9 protein-coding genes are annotated in these 13,084 nt (G+C 37.9%); 2 read left to right on the top strand and 7 right to left on the bottom strand.

The window, feature by feature from the left end; translation table 11 throughout:
* Positions 1 to 38 precede the first annotated feature (38 nt).
* The gene (locus ON073_RS00045) at positions 39 to 1,994 is read right to left on the bottom strand and encodes a hypothetical protein (protein ID WP_274759812.1); all 1,956 of its coding nucleotides are present in this window, start codon (positions 1,992 to 1,994) and stop codon (positions 39 to 41) included.
* A 172-nt stretch (positions 1,995 to 2,166) separates the two neighbouring features.
* Between ON073_RS00045 and ON073_RS00040 the strand changes: the two genes are divergently transcribed.
* Complete coding sequence (locus ON073_RS00040) at positions 2,167 to 2,328, top strand: hypothetical protein (RefSeq protein WP_274759811.1); 162 nt, start codon at positions 2,167 to 2,169, stop codon at positions 2,326 to 2,328.
* Positions 2,329 to 2,419: 91 nt separating this feature from the next.
* On the opposite strand, the gene ON073_RS00035 is transcribed toward ON073_RS00040, so the two are convergent.
* Entirely contained in the window at positions 2,420 to 3,028 is a 609-nt protein-coding gene (locus ON073_RS00035; RefSeq protein ID WP_274759810.1) for a glutathione S-transferase family protein, read from the bottom strand.
* A gap of 87 nt (positions 3,029 to 3,115) precedes the next feature.
* On the opposite strand from ON073_RS00035, the gene ON073_RS00030 reads away from it, so the two are divergent.
* The gene (locus tag ON073_RS00030; protein ID WP_274759809.1) at positions 3,116 to 4,018 is read left to right on the top strand and encodes a LysR family transcriptional regulator; all 903 of its coding nucleotides are present in this window, start codon (positions 3,116 to 3,118) and stop codon (positions 4,016 to 4,018) included.
* Positions 4,019 to 4,056: 38 nt separating this feature from the next.
* On the opposite strand, the gene ON073_RS00025 is transcribed toward ON073_RS00030, so the two are convergent.
* The 5 genes from ON073_RS00025 to ON073_RS00005 form a co-directional block, all read right to left on the bottom strand.
* Positions 4,057 to 7,242, bottom strand: a complete 3,186-nt coding sequence (locus ON073_RS00025; protein WP_274759808.1) for a cellulose synthase subunit BcsC-related outer membrane protein — start codon at positions 7,240 to 7,242, stop codon at positions 4,057 to 4,059.
* Between the two features lie 6 nt (positions 7,243 to 7,248).
* On the bottom strand, positions 7,249 to 9,432 hold the full coding sequence (locus ON073_RS00020; protein WP_274759807.1) for a cellulose biosynthesis cyclic di-GMP-binding regulatory protein BcsB: 2,184 nt from the start codon (positions 9,430 to 9,432) through the stop codon (positions 7,249 to 7,251).
* Positions 9,429 to 11,630, bottom strand: a complete 2,202-nt coding sequence (gene bcsA / locus ON073_RS00015) for a UDP-forming cellulose synthase catalytic subunit (protein WP_274759806.1) — start codon at positions 11,628 to 11,630, stop codon at positions 9,429 to 9,431. The genes ON073_RS00020 and bcsA overlap by 4 nt, the downstream gene beginning before the upstream one ends.
* Before the next feature lie 61 nt (positions 11,631 to 11,691).
* Positions 11,692 to 12,489, bottom strand: a complete 798-nt coding sequence (locus ON073_RS00010) for an adenylate/guanylate cyclase domain-containing protein (protein ID WP_274759805.1) — start codon at positions 12,487 to 12,489, stop codon at positions 11,692 to 11,694.
* Positions 12,490 to 12,557: 68 nt separating this feature from the next.
* Positions 12,558 to 13,084, bottom strand: a 527-nt coding sequence (locus ON073_RS00005) for an HD-GYP domain-containing protein (RefSeq protein ID WP_342455402.1), incomplete at its 5' end; no start/stop codon positions are given.

Raw genomic sequence — 13,084 nt, 5'->3', positions numbered from 1 at the left:
GGCTTATCAATTGATAAGCCCTTTGCTCTGTTAATTGTTTAATGAACAGAAAGCTCTTTTGTCCCTGACACTACGTCATTAGAACCTTTAACTTTGTATTCATAGTTTATTGTGATTGTATTTTTACTCTCTGAAGTATCATCATAAAAATGATAACCCACATTATTTAGAGAAAAACTGTAATATTCACCTTGTTCTAATGATGTATGTAACTGGTAGTAACTTGAATAATTACTCTCAACATTTTCATTTTTTGCAAGTGAAGCAATAAATCGTTTTCCAACTTTAATTTCCCCATTTTCTACTACAGAATATCGAGAAAATTCGTCACTCTGATTACTATTTTTTACAGATTTTATCACTGTAATATCAAGATAATCTAATGATGAAATACTCAGAGGGAGGTACAGAGCAGGTGTGTTTGAGTTATAGCTACTATCATCAATCACCCCAGCAGTGTTCTTTTCAATACTACGTAGACCCAACGTAAAGCCGTTATTGTTATCCACTTTAATGTCATCAATATTGAATACTAAATTTGAATTTATGAATTCAAACTCATTTGTGAACTGCTTTGAATACACATTGCCTGTGTCTACTGATCTAAGGTTATTAACTTCATAGCGATATTCACCAGTTGATAGCTCTGCATTCGGAGTTACAGTTAAAAAACTATTGTTATACTCCAGTTTTGAGCTGACGCTAAGATCAACACTTTTTCTTTCAATAAGCGTTGTTCCGGGTGGCACCATATCATTGTCACTTTCATTACCTCGAGTTACTACTACGACATTTTTTTGACTAAACGCAACTGAGTCTTCTGATAATTCAATAGGATGTGATAAAAATAAATTTAATGAATTATTTTCGCTATTTATGTAATTACTCAACGCCCTGAAGTGATAATTAGAGTCAGAGTTTGTATCGTTTTCTTCAAGCATAACGACAAGATTTAATTCACCTTGGTCATTTAGCACATATTCTCTACTTTGATTTAGTACATTATCAAAAAAAACATATGCTTTTTCATCATTCGGGTTTATTTTCGCGTAACCAGCGTTGTAACTCACACCATTAAATTCAATTTCAGCTATATTCACTTTAATCGCCGCGGATCCTTTGTAAACAAAGCTGTAAGCTTGCTGTTGCTGATCAAAGGTCAGCGCTTGCGGTAATTTGAATTCACTAGAAATAAATACAGCTTCATTATTTTCAATAAGCTCACCTTGCTTACTGAGAAGAGTAATATTAACGGGGAATTCTTGGCTCTCGACAGTTTTCTTTGCATATACAACATCCGCATTCAGCAATCTACTCGAGTGGATTCGGCTGCCAAAGTCATCGTAACCAAAGTAATAGTCATCTATACCGTCATTATCGATATCGCCATCAAACTCAACATCATAACCAGAACCTTGAGGCACTAGTAATGTATAGTTTCCATTTTGTGCATCATAGGTAGCATTAACTCTGTTACTAAAACCTTGTGTCCAATAGCCATTTGAGAGGTATGAAATGACAGGGTAACCAATTTTCACATCTTCTATCACACTATTTGCACTATCTAAGATAGTGAAGCTAGCAGTGGTTGCTCTATACAAATATTGCGTACCTAAGTTTTGAACACTGTTTTGACCTTGGCTAACCATACTGGTTTTAAAATAAAAAACGCGTTTCAAGTAAGTATTATCTGGCGACGTAACTTCAACCAAAACGTCGCTATTTCCAGGTAAATTATCAATTACAACCTGTCCGTTTGAAACTGTAAAACTATCAGACCAATCAACACCAACTTGGTAGCGCACTTGAGTACCACTTATTGGTTCATTGGTTGTAGGATCAATTAAATCTAATACAGCTTGAACACTTGCAGTTGTTAACTCAGCTTGTTCAACAATAATTGTATCTTTTGAGTCACTGTCTTCGACTTTTAAGCAGCCAGTTAAAGGTAATGTAGATAGAATAGCGAGCGAGAGCAGAGATTTTTTTAACATTTTTCCTTAATCCTTGTTATAAAAACCGTCGTATTATTACAAAAACCCAATTTATAAACAAAACGTTAAGTAAATGAATGTAGAAATTGCCTCAAAAAAATATTTTTAGTTTTTAACCCCTTTTCCTTTTTTACTGCGTTTTATTGATGAACCATTAAAAGGAAAAAGACCTATGCTACTTCAACTTGATTCATTTAATACAACACCACAATTTATAAAAGCGCCGGCTATTTTTGCAATTGCAACTGGCATTACATTTTGTCTATTTGCATTTATGCAATTTTTAATAGCACCTCCTTCGTCCGTTGAGACAAAAGTCAAACCTGAGTTTTAATAATGGTTCGCCGCTTACGTTATATGGCGCTAACAGTTCTCGTTGCAGTTAATTTGTTAGTGTGCTAGCAATCAACTGCTAGCACACTTTTTTAAATATTTTGTAACGTATGTGATAAAGGAAACTCAGCTTGTAGTTGTTTTTTATAACTTGCAAAATGCGGATATCGCTCATATAAATCAAAACTTAAAACTTGCCCCCAACCCAAAACAACCGCAAAGTATAAATCAGCCAATGAAGGTAGATTACCGGCTAAAAATTGACGATTTGCCAATGTATCATCAATTAAATTTAATAGTTTCACGATTTCTTCTTCGGCATTTTGTTTTACTACTTGATGATCATGCGAGATTTTTTCAGGATGAAATATCTTTGTGAAATGACCATGTAAACTGCTCGCGATAAAGTTCAACCACTTCAGTGCCTCCATGCCTTGATATGTTGCTAAGTCGGGCATTAGCTGTGCATTTTTATGCTTTTGCGATAAGTAAATTAAAATCGCTTCCCCTTGCGTAAACACGTTTTCGCCTTCAACCAATACAGGTAATTTACCAAGTGGGTTAACCGCCAAAAACTCAGCCTGATGTTGTTCGCCTTCAAATAAATTAACACTACGTTCTTGATGCGCTACCCCAGTAATTTCAAGCACCATTTTTACCGCCGATGAACATGAAATTGGAAAATGATAAAGCGAGTACATAATAAGCGTCCTATCTCTAATTAATAAAAACTCATCCCACTTTACGGTAAAATCGCTATTAAAAAATTAGTGATGCATGCAGATTAATTGTGCAATAATGCACAGATGAACATGGATGACGATTATCAATACATACTTGCTTTGTATTTAACTGGCAGCTTATCAGGGGCAGCAAGGCAACTAAACGTAAACCACACCACGGTGGCAAGGCGCATTCAAGCATTTGAAAAGCGTTTTAATGTCAGGCTATTTGAACGCGTCCCTAAGGGTTACCAACTCACCGAGACCGGCAAAGCTGTGTTGCCTGACATTGCCTTGTTAAAAGAGCAGCAAAACAATATAGAGCGTAAGTTGTTTGGCCAAGATAAGTTATTGAGTGGTGAAGTAAATATTACATTAACACCAGAACTTGCAAATCAATTTGTAGTACCTGCCCTAAATGAATTTAATTGTCGCTACCCAAATATTCAAATCAATCTGTTGATTGGCTCTCATCACAAAGATTTATATGCCAGAGAGGCAGATATTGCACTTCGTTTTACACCTTCGCCCAAACAAGGGGATTTAATTGGCAAAAAACTTTTTAGATCTGAGTGGGGAATTTATGCCAGCGACAGTTATTTAAAGCAGTCTCAAAGTGAACAGCAGGTTTTGCTATGGGCTCTCGAATTTGAACCTGATTGGTATTTAACACATTTTACAAGCCATCGAATTGTCGCTAAGTTTGACCAACTTGGCCCACTTGTCACTGCGGTAAATAACGGTTTAGGAATCGCCAAATTACCCTGTGGTTTGGTAGATAGTATCAAAAGCAGTAATTTGTATCGTTTGGACTTACCAGTCACACCTTCAATTTGGAGCCTTTGGTTACTTTATCATTCTGATTTAAAAACCGCAGCTAAAGTAACTGTTACCAAAGACTTTATCTTCGAGCATTTATCGCAATATTCACACTTCTTTTCTGGCGAGAACTCACGTTATTGGCGATAAAATCGTTTAAGCTTTCTTGCAAAAATATCTAAAGCACGTTACTTCATTTCTAACCACGGGCTATACGATTGAAATAGTGATTCTTGGCTTAAAGCATGTTGGCGTGGCCATACGTTTTGACGTTTCGCAAATAAATAACGCAAGTTTATGCCAAAGCGATAAAAGTCAAAGCCTGGGCTTACTTGATATTGAGCGCCTATACCAAGCTCAAAATGTTGACCTAATAGCCAGTGTTTTTCGAGTGAAAAATTCACCCCCACCCCATTGTTTGATTCACCTAAAATGATATCTGGCCGATTAGTCAGTGGATATTGGGCTATATCATCTGTTGAGTAGTCAAAATAAGAAAGTGACGCATCTATAAACCACCAATCAACTTGATTGTATTGATGGTATCGGCCAAATGCTCCCACAACAGCTAACGATTGCGGGCTAAAATATCCTCCATGACCCAAATAAAATGCATTACTGTTGTGTTTATACTGCTGCCAATTAGCAAAACCACCATACACTAATTCATTACGTTTAAATTGGGTATTTGTAGCCGCACTTATATTTACATTAATACGCGAATTATCAATAACATTCGTGCCTTCAAGCTCGCTGTAACTGGCAAGCAAATTGGCATTCCAAGCAGCGGTTAAATTTTTACTTAAAGCCACCTCCAATCCTTTATCATGCACTTTACCAAACGCTTGCCCAGTGTAGAGATCAATTTCCCCCACCAAGGCGAGCTTCGATTCATATACTGGTTTATCAAACAGCTTTACTTTGTAATCAGTGTATTGCCATTGCAATAACCAATGATAGTTTTTATCGATTTGTTCTATTTTTGGCGCCTCAGCCAGCGTGAGTGTCCATCTTTGCTCACCTTGATAGTGATATTGAGCAAGCCAAAAAGTATCTGAATCGCGACTTGAAATAACATTAATCGCCTTGTTGATATAATTACTGCCTAAATTTGCAGTCGAAGTAATGTTGCCACTATCTAGCCGATAGTTTTGTAGCCCAATATTAACTTGATGTTTATTAAAGCTTATTGAACCGCCTAATTGCTGAGATAAAAGCCCTAATTTACTGCTTCCTTCGTCGCCTTTTTTATTGATGCTTTCAACTCGATACCAAACAGCCGGTTTATTTAAATGCAGCAAACTAGTTGCGGCATTTTCATTTTCCAGAGCAACGTCTGTTGCAAAGCTTAGCCACTGTGTTTCACCAAAACCAAATTGAGCAAAAATAGCCTTATATGTTGGGTTAGTAGCATAGTTTTGTTTTAACCTTTCGATTTCACTCGTTTTACCTTCCGCTTGGTAGTTAATAATTAAACCAGTTAAGGCGCTTGGATCATCGTTTTTGCTAAGTAAGTTTTTAAAAATCACATTACTTTCATCATAATACTTAGCGTTACTCAATGACCATGCATAGACCGCTTGTTGCTCTTCATCCAAGGTTTTGTCTTGTGCTAATTTTTTAAAATACACATTTGCTTTTTCAAACTCACCTTGCTCAAAATAATGTTGTGCTAATCCTTCATAAATTTTGTTCTGATACTTGGGATATTTTTCAATTAATGCCAATAGCTGAGTTTCATCTTTTAAACGTTGCAAACAGAGTACTTGCCCAAGTAATGCATCTTCCGTTTCAGGGGCAAGCTCAAACCATGTTTCAAAAACAACAAACGCTTCACTGACTCTATCTTGTTCAAATAAATACCAAGCTTTAGCTGAATAAGCTGCAATATAGTGTGGGTCGAGCGTTAAAATTTCATTTGCAGCCTCATATGCTGCTAATGAGGGTATAGGGTGATTAGAAAGTTCTTTTTTTAGGGCAGACAAATACAGCGTTTTATCCCCCATTTCTTTTGCCAAAAGCAGGGCTTTTTGATTATCCCCCAGTGCTAATGTCGAGAGCACAATACCTTTTGCGGCTTCAGAATTAGGTTTGATCTGATAAATCTCATCAAACAAAAAAAGTGCACTGTTAAAATGTGAGGTATTGTAATAGTGCCATGCAGTAGCAAACTTAAGTGCCGTATTTCTAGGCCAACGTTTAGCCATAAATTGGTATATTTCGAGTTTTCCCTCAGACGTTGTCGAGTCTAAACTTACGATATGCATTAAAGTATCAAATTGAATACGATTAATTTGTTGTTTAATTTTATTATCTGATATGAGTTTTTTGTGCTTTCCAAACGTATGATGGGCTGTTAAGTAATTTGCGTCTTTTTTTAAAAAATTACTGTTTAGATATGCCAATGCAAGCTGCTCTTCATCTTTTGCACAACTCATAACCAGCTTTTCAGTAGCGGATAATTGGTTGGCAATTTTCGAAAATTGCTTAACTGCATTTAATACTGTTTCAAACCCATAACAACGCTCAAGCAAAGGGGCATAATCTTCCATCAGCATTGAAAAATTTATTTTTCTTTGTTTTACCCGCTGTTTAAGCTCAGCTTCAAGTGCAATTAACTGCCAGCGAGCCTGCTCTTCAACTGATAATTGTGGCAACAGTTCTGCTATTAACTCTGTTCGGCCTAATTCATTGGCTAACGACAAAACACTTGGCAGCACTTGTTCTCGGTTAAATCCTGCTTGATATAACGGCCATAACAAATTGAGTGCTTCATTTTTTTCATTAAGTGCAACGTGGGTAAGCGCTTGACCATGATCAGCGGCAAGGGCAAGTTTGGGTATTTGTTTTGCAAGAGCAAATAAACTTGATGCAAGCGCGTATTCATTATTGCGATATGCTGCCCAGCCCCTATCTATAAAATAAAGACCTTGCCTGAATTGCTCTTTATCCCATTGAGAATCGATTGACTGTACTGGTTTATGGGCTGTTTTACGGGTTTTAATCTGGAGCGCTTGCTGAGCGAGCTTCTCCAGAAACATTTGTGTTTCTTCCCCAAGCGTAATGGGCTCAAAACGAAAAAGGATAGGAACCTCTTGATACCCTTCAATTTTCGAATAAATATCAAGCTTATTTAATTGCTGTACAAACGGGTCGAAATAGTTTTTATCTGGATGCTTGCCACATCGCACCACATAGGTCCCTAGTTGATTAACCAATTCGCAGCTAAATGGCACAATGCCACTTGCTAAAAGCGCCCGCTCCCTACTTTCATTAAGGTGCTGAGACTGGCTCAGCACCAATGTGTAGTTGGCTAACGCTGCAGTATTGCAAACGAGCAGGCTTAGGCTAACAAGTACGCTAAACCATTTCATTAGCGATCAACTCTCGTTTTCTTGACGCATTGCTCTGCGACGCTTCAGTAATAAGTAATACAATAGTGAAAACAACAGAATTGAGACAATTATCGCAATCCAATAGAGGTTTGGGTTTGATACAAGTACAGATTCAACCACATTTACTTTACCTGCTTTGCCGGTAATGTATTTATCGCCAACAGTGACTGCCACAGCTGCAAACTTAGCCTGAGATAGAGAGTTTTCTTGTGAGGTATCAAACATATCCACCATCACTAAATCCCCTTTTATCTGGCTTTGCAGTGCACCTTGGGTTGTCAAGCGCGTTAATCGTCTTAATGCTTTGTCTGTTTTCGCTGTAAAAAGCACCACGCTTCGCCCAAGCACACCAGGTGATTGATATTGCATGATCATCCCTTTATCAAAGCTAATATCGCTTTGCTGAGTTGAAATCGCAACGTTTGTTTCGCCCTCAAGTTCTTGGTAAATAGGATATGGTACACGCAATCTATCACCCATTTTAAGCGGTGCATTTTCTGCAAAGGACTTAGGTAACGCGCTCATAGTACTTATGATGATTTGTTCTCCATCATAGTTTGCATCTACATTCGAAGTAATTTGCATGCTGATCATTGGGTATCCATTTTTTTGCCCAAGTACTGCCATCATGTTATAAGCGGATGCCACCGTATTTTCATTTAACTCTGTTAATGCAATTCGAGCCTCAAAACCATCTGGCCAGCGAGTAAATGGAAAGCCATTCACAAACATTAAATCGAGCCTCGGCATTTCAATTTTATGAGGCATTGCAGGGAAACGCATTGAGGAGTTATCAAAAAGCGTTAAAAATAAGTTCTCAGTTTGAATAAAGCTACAATTTTCAGTTACTAACGGTGTCATAGTCGGTTGAAATGAAATCGAATTATTACCTTCTTGAAACAAATACGTTGGCATCGATATTTGGTAATTACTAATTAATCCACCACGTGGGTCATCCAAATGAATAGATGCTACATATTGTTTATTGAGTAATACATTGAGTGAAGAATCTGTGCGCGAGCCCGCGCCGTACGCATAGTTTAAACTTAAGTCGACATACTGGTTTGGTTTGATCATAAAATCTGAGGGCAAACGAAAGTTTATGGTCTTTTGTGAACCAGAGAATCCGCGAAAGGTATGGGTAGTAAAATCTAACTTTTTAAATTCGTAATCAGCACCGGTAGCTAGGGTGTTTTTACCGGCATACATACGAATATCTGGCAATTCAAACTCATGCAGCTTCATGGTGTTAGTATCAGGAAAAGGCAGTGAAAGCACATCAAATGACTCTGCCGCCAATTGAATTTCTTTTTGACTATTGCCAGCAATTAGAATTAAAGCGTATTTAGAATCCTCGATAAATTCTTGATTACCTTGCTCATCAAACTCTGACTTTACCATCGACAATATTGTGACGGTTGGCGTTTCAATAGATGGATTTAAACCATACTTTGCTAAAAACTCCGAGATAAACTGCTCACTACCAATCACAATGTTATCCATTTTTTCAATCAGTGAGTTTCGTGCATGGAAATTAGTAGGTTGAAAATTAAAGCGCACGCCAATGCCTGATGCGATTGAACCTGCCACACTCAAACTTTCATCACTGTAGTTTTCAGTCACAATATTAATGTTGTTATCAAGAAAGCTTCGCTCATCAAATAAGGTATTAGCTACTAAAGAAAGTTGCTTTGGTAATGGCGCAAGCGTGTAATCAAACTCCATATAAGCTTGGTCGAGTTTTAGTCTTGTCCAAAGCTCAGGCACACAGGGTAACTCGCACTGCGTGGCATAATGTTGGTTAACTTCAAATACTAGGTCATTATAACCGGGCTGAAGCAGCAAACTGGGTAAATCAATTTCAGCTTGCCCTTCTGGTGCATTTGGGTCTAATTTCATTTGAGCCAGCGGCGTGCCATTTAGCCGAACAACCAGCTGAGAGTTTTTTTTAAGCAATGATGCAGAATTAACGTAACTGAAAAATAGCTTGGCACTGTTTACTTGCCAACGGGCAGGAATGGGTAACTTCATTTCGTATTTGGCATCAATACAGCGCAAATCCAAACTTTCAACGGGGTACACCTCGGTTAAAGGTACTTTAAGAGTTTTAGCCGTTATACAACCAGAAAATACAAAACAACATAACAGCAGAAATTTAATTAATTTCATGCCGAACGCTCCTTATTTCTCTCATTAATTTTAAAAAATATATACCGCTTAAATCCCCTTAGAGACTCCACTGTGCCTGTTTTACCGCAAGTGATAAAGAGCGAAAGTATGCGCGCAATATTTGGCTGTTTTAATGGTCTAAACCAAAACTCTTGCCACTTATCACTGTCCTCGTAAACCAAGTGAACCAACTCAGCAATATTTTCCGAAACATTCGTGAATTGACAACCAAACGTGATTTCACCAGCTCCTTCTTGTACCCGTTTTACTTCAGCATCAAGGTGATAACGACGACCTACTTTATCTTTAAAATGTAGTTTAATTTTCTGGTCTTGCAGAAATAAAGCTTCTGTTTTAAGTGAAATTGCGGTACCAGAAATAGAAATATCATGGATAACCCCAGGGATAGGTTTTGATTTATCATCAATTGAAACCCCTGTTGTTAAATTTACCAGTGCACGATGATGGTTACGTACTTGATGACGCTCCCAAAACACACCAAACGAGGCAAAAACCAATACGATATTTATCGATAACCAAGTAAAGCATACCAAAGTGGTGTCACGCATTAAGGGGTATTCAAACCATTTATAAATACTAAAAGGCACAGACAATAAAAGAACAAAACAGATAAAATAAAACGGTTTTGCCAGTGGGCTTAATACATCATCACCATGTTTATTTCCTTTGGGAGTAACTTTAAAAACAGGCTTTCTAGGCTCAGCAATAACGCCAAGAACGACTGGTGCCAAAAAAATCGATTGGATGCTTTCGTATAACTCAGAAAAGAGTGGCCAGCGATAACGCCCATACATAATATTCGAAACAAGCAAGCTTCCAATCACGTGGGGCACTGCATACATCATTATTTGTTCAACACTGGCATGGTAGACTTGCATGCCAAAGATTAAGAATAAGCTTGGTGCAATTAAAAACATCAAGCGTGCTAAACCAAAAAACCAAAACAAGTAAAAGCTGGAATAACACACTTTTTGCGCCAAAGTGAGGCCGCTTTGTTTAAAAGGATTAAACAAAATCCCCATTTGGATCATGCCTTGGCACCAACGGGTCCGTTGCAGCATAAAATCACTGATGGTTTCTGGTGTCATACCGCATACCATAGGTTTATTGTAATAAATACTGTTGTAACCTTTGGCATGTAATTTAAGTGCTGTTTCGGCATCTTCTGTCACGGTTTCACCTGCGATGCCGCCTACTTCTTCAAGGGCTGAACGCCTAAGTACCGCAGCTGAACCACAAAAGAATGCCGCATTCCATAAATCCATTCCTGGTAAAGTTGAGCGAAAAAACATTTCGTTTTCACTGGGCACTTTGGCAAAAGTATGCATGCTCTGCTCAAGTGGATCTGGGTTGACAAAAAAATGAGGAGTTTGTACCAAAAACAATTTTGGATCTTTTAAAAACCAGCCCACAGTATGTTTTAAAAACTCCCTTGCAGGTACATGATCGCAATCAAGACATAAAATTAATTCGCCGTTCGTTTGCGTCAGCGCATGATTAATATTGCCTGATTTGGCATGGGTATTTTCATCGCGAGTAATATAAAAGCATCCATTTTTTTTTGCAAATTGCTTTAAACGGCGGTGCCTAAACCACGCGTCAGCAGAACTTTGAGGATTTTCTCGTTTAGCCTTCGTGCCACCATCATCCAAAATATATACATTTATTTTTTCCTTGGGGTAGTCTAAATCTAAGCATGCAAGTGCTGTGATCTCAGCGACTTCTTCTGGTTCGTTGTAAGTTGGAATATAAACATCTACCGTTGGGTATTTACTTAGGTCTAACGGCAGATGTGGCGGCTTTCGGTGTTTCATAGGGAAAATATTTGAAAAAACACCGACAAAATGCACCAGTGTTACCTCAAGCTCAGCTAGAAATAACAAGGCCACAAAAATAAAGTCGATTGGCCCTGTGAACACTAAGGTGCTTGTTGCACGCCAAGCAAAATAGCGGAAGCTAACAAAACTCAGCAACATAATAATAAATATGCGAAATTTATCCCCTTTGATAAATTTCCGCCCTGAGAACAACCATGCTCCTACGACAAGGCCATAGCCAGTCCAAATTGTTACATCATTTACTTGATACGATGTTGCAAGCATGCCTATGAAGATTAACAATGTTGCCAGCGCTAATTTCAGAGATAAACTTGAGTACGGTTTAGTTTTTGGTTGCATAGCACTCACCTAAACTAATTAAAACTGTCCTCTAAGTACTGCTCCTTTTCCCTGTTATTGTTCAATCCATACTGGTTTTTTTACTGCGAGTTTCAGATACATTGGGCTCTTTTTCAAGCAAGCTTGTAAACTGCATATAGCCAAAAACAAGGCCAATTAACACAGCAAAAAAGACAAAAATGCGAAACATACCTTTAAGCGTTAATCTATCTTTTACATCGCTTAAAATTGTGCGTTTACGGTCTTTTTCAATTTCATCTTCTTTGTAAAATACTTTAATGACTTGTACTGGCTTTTCTTTACCTTTGAGGTAAGTTGTTTTTATCACGCGGGCGTAATATTTCCCCTTTTCACTTAGCTCTTGATAGGCCGATTCCGAAATATAAATTTCATCCTCATTTGCCTGCGCTTCAATGCGTGCTGCAACATTTACCACATCGCCATAAATATCATCTTCCTCAACAATACCATCGCCATAATTGATGCCCACACGCACTTTTATTGGCACTGCTAATTTCTTTTGATTATTTAATTCGGCTAATGCATTTTGAATAGTCACTGCAGCGTCGATAGCACAAAGTGTATCTGGGAAGTAACTCATTGTGCCATCACCAAGGGTTTTCACGAGCTTTCCTTGGTTAGCTTCAATGCGTTCACGAATAATATCATCGTGATGTTTGATCATTTCGCGGGTAGTAATATCGCCATGAGTTTCAGTGATTGAGGTTGAACCAACCAAGTCTGTAAACATCACTGTGATACGTTTTGTATAGCGCGCTTCAAATTCTTCTTCTAGGCGTTTCCGCTCTGCTAGTAATTCTTGAGCGGAGGTTTGCTTTGATTGCTCTGCTGGCGCCATAAAAGTGCTTACATGGTAGGTAACTCTTTACATAAAGTTAGTCATTACTTGGTGTTTACGCAAAAATATTAATGAGAGTTTTCATTTAACATTGCTAGTACTTCGATATTATTAACACTGTCTTTTTGAAAATCAGCTAAGAACTTATCGGCATATTCTTGGTAAACATTCTGCTCTATAAATACAGCGAATATTTCTGGGTCAATATGGCCAAATTTTGCCATTTTTAGCATGATATCAACACACTCACTGAGCTTTTTAGCTTCTTTATAAGGTCTATCTGACGCCGTTAAAGCCTCAAAAATATCAGCTATCGCCATCATACGTGCTGGTACTGACATTTGCTGTTTTTCAAGCCCTCTAGGGTAACCTTGTCCATCCATTCTTTCATGATGACCACCAGCATACTCAGGCACTTGCCTTAAGTGCTTAGGAAATGGCAGCGATTCAAGCATTTTAATAGTGATGGTAATATGTTTATTAACAATTTTACGCTCATCATCTGTCAGCGTACCTCGCTGAATTTGCAGACAATTAAGCTCTTCGTCATTAAGAAGTTTCACCGGTCCTAAGGCAGTATTGTATTGGTAACGTT

This window comes from Pseudoalteromonas sp. G4 (assembly GCF_028875915.1).
In the GTDB taxonomy this organism is placed as follows: domain Bacteria; phylum Pseudomonadota; class Gammaproteobacteria; order Enterobacterales; family Alteromonadaceae; genus Pseudoalteromonas.
The sequence above is the reverse complement of the archived record's forward strand: the minus strand, read 5'-3'. Positions and strand labels throughout refer to the sequence as shown.